Raw genomic sequence first — 16,220 nt, forward strand, 5'->3', positions numbered from 1 at the left:
GGCGGTCGACCCACGAGTTTGTCCCCCTCGAACCCCGACTCGGAGCGTCGGCTTGCCCGAACATATCAGATATATTTCTTTAATTATACGTGAATATCCGATTGATTATTAAGTGGTGCGAACAGATACCACAGCTACCCGACCCAGTATCATGTCCGACTCCGATTCTTCAGGCGAGATTCCCGGTTCCAGTCGTGAGAACGCCAGCATCTCAAGCGGTAAACGACGGGCGACCACCGACAGCGAGGGCTTTTTCGAGACGGCCACAGCACGCTTCGAAGAGCTTCGTCACCGGCTGAATTTGGTCGCCAAAATCATTCGCGGCTCGTCGGTCGTCGTCCGTCCCTACCGTCCAGCCGAGGACGGTCAGCTGGCCTCTTTCGAGATCCCCGACGGTGAGGAGGAAGTCGACCGCTACTGGGTCAACGCTCCGTTTGCCTACGTCGTCATCACCTACGACGACGTCGAAAGCGAGCGCTACTACAACGCGGTCGAACCGGATCTCGATGCGTTCGAACAGCAGCTGTTAGGCCGACTCAAAACCGACATTAGAGCGCCGCTAATGTATCAGTCGCCCGGTAACGAAACCACCGAAGAAGCACTGGTACGGGAGCTGAGTCGACTGCTGGAGACCTATGGGATCGAGGTCGGAATGGGGACGTTTTATGCGCTGTTTTACTATCTCAAACGCGATTTCCGCGATTTCGGCAAACTCGATCCGCTACTGAACGACAACCATATCGAGGATATCTCGTGTGACGGCTATGAACTCCCGATCTTCGTCTACCATGACGATTACACGGATATCGAGACCAACATTTCGTTCAAAGAAAAAGAACTCGACAACTTCGTCATCCGGCTGGCCCAGCAGTCGGGCCAACATATCAGCGTCGGCGATCCGATGGTCGAGGCGACGCTCGAAGACGGCTCTCGTGCCGAAATGTCTCTCGGCCGTGAGGTCACGCCCCGTGGCTCGGCGTTCACCATCCGGCAGTACGCCGACGATCCGTTTACGCCGATTGACCTGATCAACTACAACACGTTCAGTATCGAGCAGATGGCCTACTTCTGGCTCTGTATCGAGAACAACAAAAGTCTCATTTTCGCCGGCGGGACCGCCTCAGGCAAAACGACATCGATGAACGCGGTGTCGATGTTCATTCCGCCGCGGTCGAAGGTGTTGACCATCGAAGACACACGGGAGCTGTCGCTGTACCACGACAACTGGCTGTCGTCGGTGACACGCGAACAGCTCAGCGAGGGATCGGATATCGACATGTACGACCTGCTGCGGTCGGCACTCCGGCATCGGCCGGAATACATTCTGGTCGGCGAGGTCCGCGGAAAAGAGGCCGTGACGTTGTTCCAAGCGATGAACACGGGTCATACCACGTTTTCGACGATGCACGCCGACTCCATCGAGACGGTGATCAACCGGCTGGAAAACGAGCCAATCAACGTCCCGCGGGCGATGGTTCAATCGCTGGATATGCTTTCGATCCAGACCCAAGCACGCATCGACGAACAGCGTGTTCGGCGGTCGCGGGTAATCGGCGAGATCCGCGGTATCGACCAGCGAACCGGCGAACTCGACTACGCCTCGGCGTTCAACTGGGATGCCAACGACGACACGTTCAAAAGCAACGACAGCGAGCTACTGGGCGAGATTCAAGAGGAACGTGGCTGGAGCCGTAACCAACTGCTCAGTGAGATGCGGAACCGCCGGCGGGTGTTGGCCTACCTCCAACAGAAGGGGATCAGCGACTACCGGCAGTTCACCGCGCTCATCAACGAGTATTACGCCGACAAGGGACGTGTCTTGGACCGCATCGCAGACGACAACTCAATTGACGATCCGACCATCGAACAGCCAGTCGACAGCTAATGTTCCGCTATATCCCGCTTCTGGTTGGCGTTGGACTGTTCGGGTTGCTCCTGTTGTCACAGCTGTACGACCGTGCGGAGATCGTGCTCGACGGCATCGGCCAGGCACTGCTGGGAGAGACAGTCAGCTCCAACGACCGACGGCGCGAGCAACTCCCCAAGATGGAGGCAGCCCACATTCCCAGATCACACCGGTCGTTTAGCTCTCAAACCGTCCTCTACTCGATTTTGGCTGCCGTGGCTGCCGGACTGATCTCGCTGACTGTACTGTGGGTCACACTGTCGTTCGTCAGCAGCTTGGCAGACTCAGTCGAGCCAGTCGGGCGGCTTGCGGCGCTCGGCGTCTTCGAACTGCTGCCACGGCTCCTGATCACTCTGTTCGGCAGTCTGGCTGCGACTGTGATCGTCGGCCTCACCGCCAACTGGCTTCGGTGGTTCGTCATCGACCAGCAGGCCTACGCCAGAGGCTCCCAGATCGACGCTACGCTCCCCCGAACGGTGGCGTTCATGTACGCGCTCTCGCGGAGCGGGATGGCGTTCACGCAGGTGCTCCGGACGCTCGCTGACAACCGGGCGGTGTACGGTGAGGCTGCCGATGAAGTCAACGCCACGGTTCGGCAGATGGATCTGTTCGGCGTCGACCTCCAGACCGCCATCAACGACATGGGTGAGCGAACGCCGTCGGACAATATGGCCGAACTCAGCGAGAACCTCGGCAGCGTCCTCGGCAGCGGGCGGAGCCTCTCGACGTATCTCCGGTCACAGTACGAGCGCTACAAGGAGGAAGCCGAGGCCCAACAGGAGCAGTATCTCGAACTCCTGGCGACGTTAGCCGAAGCCTACGTGACGGTGCTGGTTGCGGGGCCGCTGTTCATCATCACGACGCTGGCGGTGATCGGACTCGTGTTACAGGATACACTGCCGGTTATGCGGATCATAACGTACGTTGGAATCCCGCTGGCGACGCTTGCATTTATTGTCTACGTCGACAGCGTGACCCAGTCGACCGGAACACCCGGCGAGACGGAACATGACGACATCGAAACCATGGCTTCGGGCCAACAGGGACAGACAGCCACTGATGGCGGGACCATCCAAGATCGGTGGCTGCGACAACGAGAAGCACTGGACACCTACGACAGCCTCAATCGCGTGCTGACGTGGGTCACACAGCCGGGTGAGATCATCCTCGGCCGACCACCACTGACGTTTCTCATCACCGTTCCCATCGGTCTCCTCTGGGTGGCGTTCACAATCGGCGAGTTCGACATCGAGCTGTTCAGTTTTCTCGAAACCGTCGTTCCACCAGTAACTGAAGCCGGCATTTTCATTCTCGGCACGTATGCAGTCGTCTACGACCTCCGCAAGCGGCAGGCACGAAGCATCGAGAAGGCGATTCCGGACTTTCTCGAACGGTTTGCCAGCGTCAACGACGCCGGGATGACGATCATCGAGAGCTTCCGCCGGGTCAAAGACAGCGATCTTGGCGGACTCACCCCCGAACTCGAACGCACATGGCGAGACATCCAGTGGGGGTCGGACGTCGAGACCGCACTCAAACGGATGGATAGACGAATTGATTCGCCCGTCGTAACCCGAGCAGTAACGCTGTCGACCAACGCGATGCAGACTAGCGACGACATTGCGCCCGTCTTGGAGATCGCCGCCGACGAGGCGCGGTCGACGCACGTACTCAACAGACAGCGCAAGCAGACGATGTTGACCTATCTCGTCGTTATCTACATCGCCTTTTTCGTCTTCCTCGGGATCATGGCCGCACTCATGATCTCGTTCATTCCCGCAATCGAAGACGTGATGGCACAGATGGCCGAAAGCACCTCCGGTTCCGGTGGCGCGGCCCCACGTGGGGGGCTCGGACTGGCAGGCAGTGCGGGCGATGTCAACATCTCCGGCTACGAGACCATCTTCTTCCACGTTACCCTCGTCCAAGCGACCTGTTCCGGACTGGTCGCCGGACAGCTCGGGCAAGGCTCGATTAAGGACGGTGTGAAACACAGCACGGCGATGTTAGTCATCACCTACATCATGTTTACGTTCATTTAATCGTCGACTACTTCGGCCACAGAACCCGACATCACTTTCAGCGCGCGTAGAGACCACCACAGTATGACTGCGGATCTCGCCGAGAAAACCGACCGATACGAACGGATGTTGGCCGACGCCTTGGACGCCGCCGAGGAGACACCGGCCGCCGAGACACCACTCGCGGAGGCGGCCACCGACTGCCGGGTGATGGCCACATCGTATTTAAAAGACGGTCGACACTTTCGAGAGAACGACGACCTCGTTAACGCCTTGGCCTCGTTTTCGTATGGCTATGGCTGGTTGGATGCCGGGGTGCGGATGGGACTGTTCTCGATTCCGGAGGACACAGAGCTATTCACAATGTAGTCGACGAGTAGCCGCCGACTACTCGCTACTCGAAGCGGAACGTCGACCCATCGCCGCTGTCTTCGACCTCAACGCCGAGTGCCTCCAGACGGTCACGAAGCTCGTCGGCCTGTTCGTACTCCCCGGCTTCGCGGGCGTCTTCCCGAATGTCGAGGACGAGTTCGGCCAGATCACCAGCAATCGAGACATCACCTTCAGTGACGCTCTCGAACTGAAGCCCGAAGGCGTCGCCACCCAGTCGCTCGAACGTTTCGACGGCCCCTTTGAGTCCATGATAATCGTACTGTTCGGCCTCGTCGACGTGTTTGTTGACCGCAGTCGTCAGCGAGAGCAGTGCGGCCATTGCCTCCCGAACGTTGAAATCAGCGTTCATCGCGGTCCGGAACTCCTCGGTGGTCTCTGCGACTGCCTCACGGAGGTCCTCGTCGACCGCTTTCGAGCGGGCCGCAACTGAGTCGAGTGCGTCGACCGCCGTTTCATAGGCTCGTTCGAGACGCTCCCAACGCTGTTCGGCTTCGGTCATCGCATCCTCCGAAAAGGTCTGTTTCGAACCGTACTCCGTCGAGAGATAGAACGTCCGGATCACGTTCGGCCCGAACTCCTCTAAGGCCGCTTCGACAGTGAAGAAGTTGTCCAGACTCGAACTCATCTTCTCGCCTTTGGTTTCGAGGAGTCCAGTATGGAGCCAGTAGTTGGCGAACTGTTGACCGGTGGCGGCCTCGCTTTGGGCAATTTCGTTTTCGTGATGTGGGAAGACGAGATCGTGGCCACCGACGTGGATGTCGATGGTGTCGCCGAGGTGAGTCATCGACATCGCCGAGCATTCGATATGCCAACCCGGTCGACCCTCTCCCCACGGCGAATCCCACGTTTGGCCGGTGGGGAGTTCGTCGCCGTGGTCATGTTTGGCGTGTTCTTCGATGGCAGTCTCTGAGACGCCGCCGGCCTTCCAGAGCGCGAAGTCGGCGGGGTTCCGCTTTTCGGAGCGCTCCTCTGGGTCGCCCTGTGATTCGAGGTCTTCGAGGCGTTGGTTCGAGAGTTTACCGTACTCGTCGAAGGTGGTGACATCGAAATACACCGAGCCATTGGTCTCGTAGGCGTGGCCTAACTCGATTAGTTGGTCGACTAACTCGATGATCTCGGGAATATGCTCGGAGACGCGGGGGTAGACCGAGGCGCGTTTGAAATTGAGTCCGCGCATGTAGTCGACGACTTTTTCGATGTAGTGCTGTGCAACATCGGCTTCGGTCTCCCACTCGGGTCGTTCGCCGACGCGGGCGGCGATCTTCTCGTTGACGTCGGTAAAGTTCTCAACGTGGGTGACGTCGTAGCCCGCGACATCGAGCCAGCGGTGGATCACGTCGGCGTGGGTCCAGAGTCGGGCGTGGCCCAGATGGGGGTCGTCAGAGACCGTCAACCCACAGACGTAGAGCAGAACATCGTCGCCAGTCGGCTCGAAGGCTTCGCGGTCGCCTGTTAGCGTATTGGTCACCGAGAGGGGCATCGTTGAGCAAACCCAGTCGGGGAGGCAATTTGAAGCCGTCGAAGTAGGCCGTCGACTACCGCTTGAGCGAGTACGCGATGAGAACGAAGCCCAACAGGACGAACACGCTTTCGATTATCACTCCGACCGCGAGCGGGGAGCCGATGAGTTCGTACACCAGACCGCCGACTGCCGAGCCGAACAGCACCAATCCGAACCCACCAGCGAGAAAGCCCAACGACTTGTCTTCGGTACGACGGTAGGCTTTGACTGCGTAGAAGAGCACCGAGCCACCCGCGACAAGCATGAGTGCTTTGACCACGAGGAGGACGAGTGCGAGGATGGGATCGGCCTCGGAATGAACCATACCATCCGTTCCTATGTGAGGATAATAATATTTCCGTGTTGTTACCGCTTTGTGAGTATCCCCACAACTGATATATACTCGCTGTCTGGCTGAAACGCCAGCGACTCGTCGAACCGATCAGCGACCAATGCTTTTGAGGCTGACAGTCTTGGCTTCAGTATGGATGATTCGGAGCGTACGGAGCTACTTCAGCAGGTGAATCGACAAAGCGCAACGGTGGGCGCGACGATTCCGGAGACGGTGACGATCCACGGCGAGGAGCTTCAGCTTCGAGAGTTTTTGATCGAGACACGGAAGGTCGACCGGATCTCAGCCGAGACGAGCGAGATCGTCTCGACGGCCAAACGGGTGTTTCGGGAGGAACGCGCCAAGCGGGTCGACCGGCTCAAGTCGGATCCACTGGACCGTGAGGAAGCCGAGCAGCTCGCCGACGAGATCGTTGGGATCGACCGCGCGTTGAACGCCCTCGAAACGATTCGACATCCCGACTTCGGCGACGAATCTCACTCGTCGACCATCGAAGACCACAAGCGATGGCTCGGCTTCCTAGAGGCAGTTCAGTAGTCGCCGCCTTCTTTTATATAATCGGCAGTAGCCTCGACCAGTTGGAGCGCAGTCGGCCCATCCCCTCGCGGGACGACCAGTACCATCGTTCCGGCAGCAAGCCCAGTCGCAGTGACCGGTATCTCGGCGATCCGAAGCCGGTCGAGCGTCGACGCGAGCAGGCGGGCGTCGACATCCCCGGTCACACGGAGTGCGGTCCGGCCCTCCGTTTCGACAGCCTCCTCGTTGCCCGAGGGCGTACCTGTGGGCTGGCCAACGCCGACCTCGTCGACTGCCAGTAGTGTATCGGTGGCGTCGACGGATTCGATATCGCTGTGAAGTCGAACCGTGATATCGCGCCCGGTCGGCTGTGTTTGGGCTGGCTCCTCACGGAGCTCCGCGGCGAACCGACGGAGCGCAGTCGCAATCGCCTCACGGTCGCCTTCCAGTTCGAGCGAGTCGGCGGCGGCGGTGTAGTTGACGACTCCGGCACGAAGCGCGTCGTACAATACGGGCCGGTTGCGGACGACCTCGCGGGTGGCGGCGGCGACTGACATACCCAGTAGGCACACCGAGATCACATGATTATTTCGCCACGAACGCCCACCAGCGAGCCGAGACCCGAAGTCCATAAGGCCGTCCCATTCCTTGTCATAGATATGCAATCGCTGGTAATCGTCGCCCACGGGTCGCATCTCAACCCCGACTCTGCGACGCCGACACACACCCATGCCGATACCATCAGGGCAACCGGTGCGTTCGACGAGGTTCGAACCGGCTTCTGGAAGGAGGAACCCTCGTTGCGTGAAGTGCTTCGCACCGCGCGGGGAGACGAGGTGTACGTCGTCCCACTGTTCATCAGTGAAGGCTACTTCACCGAGCGGGTCATCCCCCGCGAACTCCGCTTGGAGGGGTGGGACCCCGACCTCTGGGAGTCTGATGGGATCTCAGCGGATACCGCCACGCTGGTTGCCAGCGACATCGACAAAGCGGTTCACTACTGCGGCCCCGTCGGCACGCATGAAGCGATGACCGACGTGTTGATCCGTCGGGCTGTCTCGGTCACCGGCGACGAGAACGTCGGCGAAGGGTTCGGCTTCGCCGTCGTCGGCCACGGGACTGAGCGCAACGAAAACAGTGCCAAAGCAATCGAGTACCACACCGAGCGCATCCGAGAGACCGGTCGGTTCGACGAAGTCAAAGCTCTGTATATGGACGAAGAGCCGGAAGTCGACGACGTCGCAGACCATTTCGACAGCGAGGATATCATCGTCGTCCCGCTGTTTATCGCCGACGGGTTCCACACGCAGGAAGATATTCCCGAAGATATGGGGCTCACTGATGATTACCGGACCGGCTACGATGTGCCCGCAGTTGTCGACGGCCACCGGATCTGGTACGGCGGCGCGGTCGGCACCGAGGAACTGACTGCCGACGTGATTCTCGAACGCGCTGCCGACGCCGGTGCGGATATCGGGAACGCGATAGAACGGGTCCGTCAGCGAACCAAACCAACGACAGGGGCGGCGGGCGATTAGATGTCGACTGTCAAACCTGCGCTTTCGGAGACACAGCTGGCGGCGTTCAGAGAGACGCTTGCAGATGGGGCAATCGATCACGATGGGCTGGCTGCCGAATACGACGTCGACGAGGACACCTATCACATCGAGACACCTGACCAGCAGACAAGTGTCGGTGCCGACGAACTCAACACGGTCGACGCCGAGCAGGCGGCGTATATCACGAACTGGTATTTCTACACGCAGGAGGTCGGCAGTGAGGTCACCCAAGCGTTCTGTCAGTGGCTCGAACTGGCAGACGAACACCCAGTTGGAGACCGCTACACCGCGCTCGAATCCGGCGTCGACCGCGAGTGGGGCCAACTCAGCATCACCGCGACAGTTGCAGCCGACGGCACGCGACACTACGAGGTTCGCCACGTCGACGACAGTGACGCTGAGGCCAGCTCGCTGACAACCCACACCGACCCGTTTGACGCCCGCGATATCGGGACCCTCGATCCGGACGGTCGATACCGCCCGCTCCGAACAGCGCCCTCGCTCGACTCCGGCTGGATATTCCCGGATCTCAGCGCAAATGAGGTGTACGAAGCCGTCGAGGCCTTTTATCCGGCGACGGTCGTCAACTGGCATCGTGAACAGCGAGGCGAGCTCGATATCGACCACTGGCGGGACGAACAAGACCGACAGAGCGGCATCTACAATCTCATTACCGTCCTTCCGGACGAGGCCGTCGACTGGGCGGCTGCGGCCTGTTGTGACGATTCACAGTGTCTCAAACGACGTGAATGGGAGCTTTCAGAGGATGAACCGCTGGACGCCGAGGGCGGCGACGGCGTGTTCCCCTGCCGCGAACCGTGCTCGATGGTTGTCGCTGCGGGCCGGGAATGGGCCAAACTGGAACGAGAGGACACCCAAACCTACGAGTTCGAGCTGACGCCCAGTGAAAAAGAACAGCTCGAAGCAATCATCGATGTCGTTGCGGACGACGAAACCGATGAGATCCGAGAGGCCGATGTGAAAAACGGAGCCAATCGGTACCGGGTTCGGTATCTCCGCGAAAAACGGGTCGACGACCACGGCAACCTCTCTGGAACGCCGACCCATCCGGAAGACGATGGCGGGAGTGTCGAAGATCACGACGACCACGACTGATCGTCGACACTGCCACGACTGACCTGCCAGTAAACCGAGAGCCAACAGGCGGCTACGCACGGCGTGTGAGTGCCAGTGCGGTGAACACGCCAGCGATGACACCCATCAAGCCGAGAACCAAAGCTGTATTTTGTGCGAACGCGGCAATCGCCAGTGCGTCACCGATTCCGAGCATACCAGCGGTAGCAACCCGTGGCGACAGGTCGGTAACCATTGCTTGGAGCCGCTCGCGGGGCGTCGACGGCTCAGGCTCGCTGCGCTGTGGTTTCGCCAGCCGCTCGTCGACCTCGACGTGGTCGGTGACCGTTCCGGGTGGCGAGATCGTCACGTCGGTGTAGGCAGATTCGTTTCCGTATCCGGTAACGATTTTGAGCCGCCCGGTGACGGAACTACTGATTGATCGGGTGTCGATCCCCACCGAGCGACTGCTGTAGGGTTCGACGTAGTGGTTGCCCTCACCGAGGTGTGCGACGGTCGACAGCTCGTCGTCGAGGTTGAGATGGACGTGAATCGCCTCGCCGTGGTTGCGGAGGTGGATCTCAAAGGGCCCGTCGGTCTCGAAGCCGGATGGCGTGGCTATCTGATGGAGGCCATCGCGGTTGAGGTCGACTGAGAGACGAGCCACGTTCGTGACTCGCTCTCATACATCAAAAAGCTTCAGGCTAGCCTGAATTACGCGGCGGCCTCGTCTCGCATGTCCGGCGGCAGGAGGTTCGGAATCCCGTCTTCGATGGGGTAGACCTCGCCACAGTCCGTACAGGTGAGCGTTCCCTCCAGAATGTCGTCGTCGTCGCGGGTGTCGACCTCGAGATCGAGGTCGTGTTTATCAATCGGACAGCAGACGATCTCCATGAGCGACTCCTTCATTGATTTGTATTCACGGCGGATCGATCAAAAGCCTACGGGTTCCGAACAGTGTCGACCCCACTATGTCGAGTTCGGACATCGATCCCTCCTACGAGTCGACTTCCGTCGTCGACGTCTCGCGGTGGGCCTGCAGGACGATCCGAACCCGGTTGGCCAACACGTCCATATCACCGGTTGCCTGATCGCCTTTATAAACGAACTCGGTGACGCCGGCCTCGATAGCGTCCTTTGCGAGCGGTTCGAGCGACCGCCCGGTTAGAATAATCAGCGGTACCGAGGGGATCGAATCGTCCCCGCGGAGCGATTCGGCCAGTTCGACGCCGCTTTCGTCCGGGAGTTCGTAGTTCGAGATGATACAGTCGTAGGAGCCGTTTTGAAGCGCGCTTCGGGCCTCGACGGCGGTGCTGACGGTGGTTATCACGAACTCGTGGGCCGATTCGAGGGTTTCGACGACTTTGGTCGCCATGAAGTTGCTGTCCTCGACCAGCAGGATATGAGGTGTGGTCATTTGGCGTCCATCTGGACTACACCCACATATAACTGTAACATTCAATCGAAAAGGAAGTTAGGGGCGAGAGATCAGAGGATGTCGACCGAGCCATCCGAGGAGACCTTGATAACGAGGTCGAACGCAGACTGGATCGTGCTGATCTCGTTTTCGGTGTGGACCGCGGGGTCCATATGGTAAAAGCCCATCACGCCCATCGAGTTGAGTTGGCCTTTGAGGGTAAAGAGGAACTGGAACATGGTTTCGTTGCCGACGTACTGCTGGATCGCCGACAGGGTGTGGACGCCGACGACGGTCGGTCGACGGCTGTTGTCCCACTTGGAGACGATATGGCTGATGTTGATGCCGAGCTTGGCGAGATGCTTGAGGTTCGAAATCTGCTTGTAGATGTCGAGCTGTTTGGTAACGTCGGCTCCCGTGCCCGGTCGACCGGGGCTCAGCGTGCTCTGTCCGACCTCGATAACGGCGGTGTTGCCCTCCCGCCAGTCGGGGATGTTCCGGGCGGCTGCGAGCTGGTCGGTGGCCGACTGGGTCGCCGAGACGTAGAGGATGTTCTGTCCGGCCCCGTCGGTCGGCAACAGAAACCGCGAGTAGATGTCGTTGGTGATCGAGTGGGCTGTCGGACTCAACAGTAGCACCTGTGAGGAGGAGGTCGCTCGCCCGAACAGGTCGATGTTGTTCAGTATTTCGTCGATGGTATCCGAGCGTGTCGACCCTGTCGACCGACCACCGTTGGCTCCCCTTGTGGCTGATTCTGCGTTGGGTGTGGTCCGGGTAGCCGCTCCAGCGTCGGACGTGGACGCCTCGGTCGACCCAGCTGTCGACGCTGCCTCGGCGGCCTCGGCGTCCTCGGCAGCCGAACTGGAGCCGACGCTCCCGATGCGATGTGAGATCCGTTCGAGGATCGTTCTGAACGATGACCGCCCGTTGCTCTCGTCGGCGTCCGTGGTTGCTGATTTCTCGTCGGGCTCGGCGGCTGGCTTGGCGTCGGGATCGGCGGCTGGCTCGGCAGTGGGCGGGGGTGAGGCCGACGCCGCAGCCGTCGAGTCGGGCGGTGTCGACTCGTGGGTCTCGTCTCGGGCGGTCCACTCGTCGACGTCGACTGCAGGATCTTGAGGTGACTCTGTGGCCGGATCGGAGGGCGTCGGCTCCGCGTCGGCTGCTCGGTCGGCGCTAAAGGAGTCCCAGAGTCGACCGCGCTTCTGTGAGCCATCGGTGTCGGTCTGGGATGGAGAGACATTCGATGGCTCCGATGGGGCGGAGTCTGATGGCTCCGATGGGGCGGAGTCTGATGGCTCCGATGGGGTAGAGTCGGATGGCGCAGAGATTCCACCAGATGACTCCGGTGAGATCGACTCCGGCTGCTGGTCGTCTTCGATCCGCTCCAAGAACTCGTCTATTCGGGAGTCGTCGGTCGACTCCTCGTCGGCCACAGCGCCATCGGCTGTCTCGGCATCGGTCTGTGAATCATCAGTCATAGTTTTCTGAGAGCTGCCGATTGCGTGGACGGTGGGATGGATACCCAAAGCGACCGATCAGTGTCGACGCCAACATCCACCAATCACCAGTCCGTCTGATAGCTGTCTTGGCCACCCGTTTTGTGGGTCGACGGTGGGCGATCACCGGCGTCGCTCTGCCGGGGCGACGAATCGGCCGAGTCGAACTGCTGTGGCCGGTCGGTGGTGTTGATCGTCGACCGAGAGAACGGGATCCAGTTCCAACCGCCTTTCGAGATGCCGGTAAACCGCTGCTCACAGCTGGGACATTCGGGTACTTCGAGCAGTCCGAGATCGATCTTCTGGTCACAGTTACCACAGACACCGTTCGAGACCCCATGTCGAATCGCCTCCTGTTTGAGGTCCGTCAGCGCATCCTGCTGTGCGTTCCGTTCACGGAGGGGTCGCAGCGCCTCCTGTCGGGAGTCACTGACCGCACCGAGGCGGTACTCGATGTTGTCGGTGGTATCCAACAGATGCTGTAACACCTGTTCGATGCTATCGAACTCGGATTCGAGCTGCTGTTCGAGCTCCGCGTGGTCGGTACTGTTGGCCTCGACAGTTGCTTGGAGTTCGGCGTAGTCCGCGCTGTTCTGCTCGACGGCGGCTTCGAGTTCGGCCAGCGATATCCCGTCGTCGAGCCGCGATTCGATTCCCGCGAGTCGCTTGTCGACCGACTCGATCCGCTCGGAGAGTTCGTCGATAGTCTCGTCGGTCTCGGTCTGCCGGTCGACGACCGCCGACGAAAGGTCATCGAGCTGCCCTTCGAGCACCGAAAACCCGTCTTCGGCCGCCTCCTCGTGCTGTGGTTCGTCATGCTGATCCTGCGAGAGCTCCTCGATTGCGGTCCGAAGTCCCTGCAGCTCGGATTTGAGCTCCGAAAACTCCGCGGTCGACCGGTCGGTCTGCGAGATGTCGGCCCCCTGACTGACCGTCTCTCGCCCGTGGTCGACGGTGTCGGCTGCTGTCCCCTCGTCGGGCTGTGGTGAGTTGTTCGTGACTGCCGAATCCGACACAACGCCTGACAGCTCTTCGAGAACCCAGTACGACGACAGGATCTCATCGAGCAGTTTCTGCTTTGAAACGCCTTTCTGACTGGCAGTTTCAGCCACCCACTGCTCTAATGCATCGGAATCAAACCCATGAGTACCACCAACAGGAGAAGAGTCGTTCGACATATTTGTTCAGGGAAGTTACTTGTAGTTCGTAGCGATTCTTTACTGTTAAATGTTCGGGATATTTGATTAAAACAGAACCTGATATGACACCTGAACAACATACTGGCCGAGTGTTGGCTATTGAAATGTAAGTATAGTAGAATTATCTAGATAATCATACAATCACACTGACTAGTCACATGAAAAGATCCAAAAACCATCATCATTATATCCGTGGTAGCCATACAGCGGTAGCAGTGACGACGAGAGACCGATTTGGTCCGGGCCAGACACCGAATCAGTTTCGGGTCGGAATCTCAGGCAATCAGAAACATGTCTGACCCGACTCGGTCGACCGATTGTGAGGCTGTGAGATGAACGCACGACTGAAACTACTGGTTGCGAAAAACGGGCTGGTGTTGGCGGCGGTCTGTGTCGTGGTTGGACTGCTGTTGTTCGCTGGTGCCGGGCAGGTGTATACGTCGCCGGCTGTCGTCCAGCCGGAGCCCCAAGAGGTCGACCGGTTCGATATCGATCTCAGGCTGTCGGAAACTGCGGTTGTCCAGACCGAAAACCCGCTGTATGAGCAGGGAACGCGGATTCAAAAGCCGGTGTATTTCGCAAATATCACACCGGAGCTGACGCTGTCGGTCGTCGTCGACACCAACAGCGACCGTGACGTCGACATCGACCAGCGGCTCGTCCTCAGCGAGCGGGCAACGAGAAGTGGCTCGGAACTCTGGAGCCGCGAACGGGTGGTGACGACGAACGAGGAGACGATCACCGACGGACGGAGCCGAACGAACATTACGCTCGATGTGAATAGCCTTGCAGAGAACCAACAGGACGTTGCAGAGATTATCTCATCGGTGTCGAGTATCAACACCCAGCTTCGTCTGGAAACGAGCTACGAAACCGAGCCGGTCAACGGCGAGTCGTACGCCGGCCAGTTGCAGCTTTCGCTGACTCCCTCCTCGACGGACAACGCCTACTGGCTTTCGGGCTCGCGATCCGACAGCGACACCGAAACCAGACTGAGCCAGCCGGATCCGGTCCAACAGCCACCCAACTACGTCAGGGTCCTCCTGTTGGTCCTCGGTGGGTGTGGGATGCTCGGTCTCGGTGGGGTGGTCGTCGTGAAGTCACGGGGCCTCGACCCACAGGAGCTACAGATCGAGGTGTACAACGAGGAGTACAGCGAGTGGATCTCCAAGGGCGAGCTCGTCGTCGACCCCGACAGACAGTACGTCTATGTCAACTCGCTGGGCGACCTCGTCGACATCGGGATCGATGCCGACAAGCGAGTGATCCATGATACGGATCTCAAAGCGTTCGTCGTCGTCGACAACGACCTGATCTACTACTTCGCCAGAGAGCCGACCAACATCGAACTGTGGGCGAACGTCGGCAGCTCCTCGGAGACCGATCAACGGTGAGTTTGGCGGACCGAGATCGGCCTGAGTCCGAAGAAAAACAGGTAGACAGCGACAACCGGCAGTGTGGCACTCAACGAGATCGTTAGCATCGCGACAACCGGGTGGATCGCATGCAGGAGCCGAATCACTGGTAACGGAAGGCCATAGAGGTAATGGGTTTCTGAATAGGATCGCGAAAACGCCCCGGTTTCGTCCGGTGCAGTCACTGTGAGCTGCACCTGTTTGCTGTCTCCGTGCGAAACGACAGCGGTTCCGTTGGTGACCGCAAGCCCCGAACTCGCCGGTTCGATAACAACGACCTTCGGTAGATATTGGGAGTTCTCCACGGTGTAGGAGATATTCATGGAGCCGCCAGCGGTGACACGTGCACTGTTATCCGAAGCGATTGACGGAGACGTACTGAGGAAATTGGCCGTCGTTGTGCCGCTCGGAAGCACCATACTCGTCATGATCGGGAGGATCAAAACCAGTATGAGACCGGCCACAACGAGCCGTCCACTCACGACGCCGCTCCGACTCGTCGACCGCTCGGTCTGTCGACGGCTGTCGGAGGTGAAAAATCCATAAAGCAGTGTGAAAGCAATCAACACCACCCCGAAGCCGGTCGTCATCACACCGATTTGGGCACCGCTGCCGACACCGATGGCTCCGGTCACCGACCGGACACCGTTTTGGACAACTGCTGCAGCCGACCCAAGCGATGGAATAACGACGACCTCTCCGTTGATCTGGAGGGCGACAGCAAGCACCTGCACGTCGTTTACGGGCGGCTCTCCGGCGGCTTGATCCGTGAACGAGTTGGCATCTCCCTGTGTAACATATCCCTCAGACGTCGTCTCGATCACACGGTGTGTCGTGGGGCCACCCCCATCGAGCGATTGGGCCTCGTAGGTTATCACGTCACCCGCTGAAACACCGCCTGCGAGGAACGGTGGAATCGCAACGAACCCGTCACCGACTGCGAGTGTCGGGTCCATACTACCCGTTGCGACGTAGCCGAGCAACAGCGGCTGGCCGAGCAGTTGGCCGGCCACCAGCGCAACTGCTATCAGAACCAAGAACGCCGTGATGGATTTTTGAATGACTGAGAGTGTATCCATTGGGTGTCGGTTACTCCGAAACTGACGAGATGCAGGCGTCGCTTATTCGTTCCACAGCTGAATACCTTCTCGGGAGTACTGTATCTTCCGATTGGTTTTTAGTACAGATATTCAGAACAACCACAACTAAACACGGCCACGCCGACTGCGACAGAACGGTACGGTCGACGGCGACGATATGACCGAGTCGACTACGAGACACACGCTCGGCGCGTCAGTGGGTGCAAGTCGAAAGCGTGTCGACCAGCCAAACAGAATACTACGTACTGTAATTTAGAACACACATCCAAAT

Annotated in this window: 16 protein-coding genes; 7 read left to right on the forward strand and 9 right to left on the reverse strand. The window is 59.2% G+C overall.

Annotation, left to right across the window (positions count from 1 at the left end; genetic code table 11):
* The first annotated feature begins 151 nt into the window (after window positions 1-151).
* From HALTADL_RS04215 to HALTADL_RS04225, 3 genes are all read left to right on the forward strand, one after another.
* Entirely contained in the window at window positions 152-1,885 is a 1,734-nt protein-coding gene (locus tag HALTADL_RS04215; RefSeq protein ID WP_089671711.1) for a type II/IV secretion system ATPase subunit, read from the forward strand.
* Entirely contained in the window at window positions 1,885-3,948 is a 2,064-nt protein-coding gene (locus HALTADL_RS04220) for a type II secretion system F family protein (RefSeq protein ID WP_089671710.1), read from the forward strand. Before HALTADL_RS04215 ends, HALTADL_RS04220 begins: the two co-directional genes overlap by 1 nt.
* 63 nt (window positions 3,949-4,011) lie before the next feature.
* Window positions 4,012-4,296 carry a DUF357 domain-containing protein gene (locus HALTADL_RS04225; RefSeq protein WP_089671709.1) on the forward strand — a complete coding sequence of 95 codons (285 nt, stop codon included), beginning with the start codon at window positions 4,012-4,014 and terminating at the stop codon, window positions 4,294-4,296.
* A gap of 25 nt (window positions 4,297-4,321) precedes the next feature.
* On the opposite strand, the gene cysS is transcribed toward HALTADL_RS04225, so the two are convergent.
* Complete coding sequence (gene cysS / locus HALTADL_RS04230; protein WP_089671708.1) at window positions 4,322-5,800, reverse strand: cysteine--tRNA ligase; 1,479 nt, start codon at window positions 5,798-5,800, stop codon at window positions 4,322-4,324.
* A gap of 55 nt (window positions 5,801-5,855) precedes the next feature.
* Complete coding sequence (locus HALTADL_RS04235; protein WP_089671707.1) at window positions 5,856-6,146, reverse strand: DUF7521 family protein; 291 nt, start codon at window positions 6,144-6,146, stop codon at window positions 5,856-5,858.
* A 159-nt stretch (window positions 6,147-6,305) separates the two neighbouring features.
* Here HALTADL_RS04235 and HALTADL_RS04240 point away from each other — a divergent pair, with 159 nt between their 5' ends.
* The gene (locus HALTADL_RS04240) at window positions 6,306-6,710 is read left to right on the forward strand and encodes a DUF5788 family protein (RefSeq protein ID WP_089671706.1); all 405 of its coding nucleotides are present in this window, start codon (window positions 6,306-6,308) and stop codon (window positions 6,708-6,710) included.
* On the opposite strand, the gene HALTADL_RS04245 is transcribed toward HALTADL_RS04240, so the two are convergent.
* Window positions 6,704-7,246 (reverse strand): DUF7523 family protein, encoded by a 543-nt coding sequence (locus HALTADL_RS04245; protein ID WP_089671705.1) that lies wholly within the window; start codon window positions 7,244-7,246, stop codon window positions 6,704-6,706. The genes HALTADL_RS04240 and HALTADL_RS04245 overlap by 7 nt on opposite strands.
* A gap of 102 nt (window positions 7,247-7,348) precedes the next feature.
* Here HALTADL_RS04245 and HALTADL_RS04250 point away from each other — a divergent pair, with 102 nt between their 5' ends.
* Together HALTADL_RS04250 and HALTADL_RS04255 are read left to right on the forward strand one after the other, a co-directional pair.
* On the forward strand, window positions 7,349-8,227 hold the full coding sequence (locus HALTADL_RS04250) for a CbiX/SirB N-terminal domain-containing protein (protein ID WP_089671704.1): 879 nt from the start codon (window positions 7,349-7,351) through the stop codon (window positions 8,225-8,227).
* The gene (locus HALTADL_RS04255; protein ID WP_089671703.1) at window positions 8,228-9,364 is read left to right on the forward strand and encodes a DR2241 family protein; all 1,137 of its coding nucleotides are present in this window, start codon (window positions 8,228-8,230) and stop codon (window positions 9,362-9,364) included.
* Between the two features lie 52 nt (window positions 9,365-9,416).
* Here the strand turns inward: HALTADL_RS04255 and HALTADL_RS04260 are convergent, their stop codons facing one another.
* From HALTADL_RS04260 to HALTADL_RS04280, 5 genes are all read right to left on the reverse strand, one after another.
* Complete coding sequence (locus HALTADL_RS04260; protein ID WP_089671702.1) at window positions 9,417-9,989, reverse strand: DUF7524 family protein; 573 nt, start codon at window positions 9,987-9,989, stop codon at window positions 9,417-9,419.
* Window positions 9,990-10,036: 47 nt separating this feature from the next.
* Window positions 10,037-10,231, reverse strand: coding sequence for a methytransferase partner Trm112 (locus tag HALTADL_RS04265; RefSeq protein ID WP_089671701.1), 195 nt, complete (start codon window positions 10,229-10,231; stop codon window positions 10,037-10,039).
* A gap of 88 nt (window positions 10,232-10,319) precedes the next feature.
* Window positions 10,320-10,739: a response regulator gene (locus HALTADL_RS04270; RefSeq protein WP_089671700.1), complete on the reverse strand. Its 420-nt coding sequence runs from the start codon at window positions 10,737-10,739 to the stop codon at window positions 10,320-10,322.
* Between the two features lie 71 nt (window positions 10,740-10,810).
* The gene (locus tag HALTADL_RS04275; RefSeq protein ID WP_089671699.1) at window positions 10,811-12,217 is read right to left on the reverse strand and encodes a DUF7504 family protein; all 1,407 of its coding nucleotides are present in this window, start codon (window positions 12,215-12,217) and stop codon (window positions 10,811-10,813) included.
* 83 nt (window positions 12,218-12,300) lie between these two features.
* On the reverse strand, window positions 12,301-13,413 hold the full coding sequence (locus HALTADL_RS04280) for a hypothetical protein (RefSeq protein WP_143054127.1): 1,113 nt from the start codon (window positions 13,411-13,413) through the stop codon (window positions 12,301-12,303).
* Window positions 13,414-13,766: 353 nt separating this feature from the next.
* Between HALTADL_RS04280 and HALTADL_RS04285 the strand changes: the two genes are divergently transcribed.
* Window positions 13,767-14,828 carry a DUF5305 family protein gene (locus HALTADL_RS04285; RefSeq protein WP_089671697.1) on the forward strand — a complete coding sequence of 354 codons (1,062 nt, stop codon included), beginning with the start codon at window positions 13,767-13,769 and terminating at the stop codon, window positions 14,826-14,828.
* Here HALTADL_RS04285 and HALTADL_RS04290 read toward each other — a convergent pair.
* Window positions 14,819-15,928: a S26 family signal peptidase gene (locus HALTADL_RS04290; protein WP_089671696.1), complete on the reverse strand. Its 1,110-nt coding sequence runs from the start codon at window positions 15,926-15,928 to the stop codon at window positions 14,819-14,821. The genes HALTADL_RS04285 and HALTADL_RS04290 overlap by 10 nt on opposite strands.
* Window positions 15,929-16,220: the final 292 nt, after the last annotated feature.

Source organism: Halohasta litchfieldiae (genome assembly GCF_002788215.1).
Classification (GTDB): Archaea; Halobacteriota; Halobacteria; order Halobacteriales; family Haloferacaceae; genus Halohasta; species Halohasta litchfieldiae.

What these genes read in the sequence shown, in the direction of transcription:
- HALTADL_RS04215 (WP_089671711.1), top strand. Translation starts at nt 152, where the DNA reads ATGTCCGACTCCGATTCTTCAGGCGAGATTCCCGGTTCCAGTCGTGAG.
- HALTADL_RS04220 (WP_089671710.1), top strand. Translation starts at nt 1,885, where the DNA reads ATGTTCCGCTATATCCCGCTTCTGGTTGGCGTTGGACTGTTCGGGTTG.
- HALTADL_RS04225 (WP_089671709.1), top strand. Translation starts at nt 4,012, where the DNA reads ATGACTGCGGATCTCGCCGAGAAAACCGACCGATACGAACGGATGTTG.
- cysS (WP_089671708.1), bottom strand. Translation starts at nt 5,800, where the DNA reads ATGCCCCTCTCGGTGACCAATACGCTAACAGGCGACCGCGAAGCCTTC.
- HALTADL_RS04235 (WP_089671707.1), bottom strand. Translation starts at nt 6,146, where the DNA reads ATGGTTCATTCCGAGGCCGATCCCATCCTCGCACTCGTCCTCCTCGTG.
- HALTADL_RS04240 (WP_089671706.1), top strand. Translation starts at nt 6,306, where the DNA reads ATGGATGATTCGGAGCGTACGGAGCTACTTCAGCAGGTGAATCGACAA.
- HALTADL_RS04245 (WP_089671705.1), bottom strand. Translation starts at nt 7,246, where the DNA reads ATGTCAGTCGCCGCCGCCACCCGCGAGGTCGTCCGCAACCGGCCCGTA.
- HALTADL_RS04250 (WP_089671704.1), top strand. Translation starts at nt 7,349, where the DNA reads ATGCAATCGCTGGTAATCGTCGCCCACGGGTCGCATCTCAACCCCGAC.
- HALTADL_RS04255 (WP_089671703.1), top strand. Translation starts at nt 8,228, where the DNA reads ATGTCGACTGTCAAACCTGCGCTTTCGGAGACACAGCTGGCGGCGTTC.
- HALTADL_RS04265 (WP_089671701.1), bottom strand. Translation starts at nt 10,231, where the DNA reads ATGAAGGAGTCGCTCATGGAGATCGTCTGCTGTCCGATTGATAAACAC.
- HALTADL_RS04270 (WP_089671700.1), bottom strand. Translation starts at nt 10,739, where the DNA reads ATGACCACACCTCATATCCTGCTGGTCGAGGACAGCAACTTCATGGCG.
- HALTADL_RS04275 (WP_089671699.1), bottom strand. Translation starts at nt 12,217, where the DNA reads ATGACTGATGATTCACAGACCGATGCCGAGACAGCCGATGGCGCTGTG.
- HALTADL_RS04280 (WP_143054127.1), bottom strand. Translation starts at nt 13,413, where the DNA reads ATGTCGAACGACTCTTCTCCTGTTGGTGGTACTCATGGGTTTGATTCC.
- HALTADL_RS04285 (WP_089671697.1), top strand. Translation starts at nt 13,767, where the DNA reads ATGAACGCACGACTGAAACTACTGGTTGCGAAAAACGGGCTGGTGTTG.
- HALTADL_RS04290 (WP_089671696.1), bottom strand. Translation starts at nt 15,928, where the DNA reads ATGGATACACTCTCAGTCATTCAAAAATCCATCACGGCGTTCTTGGTT.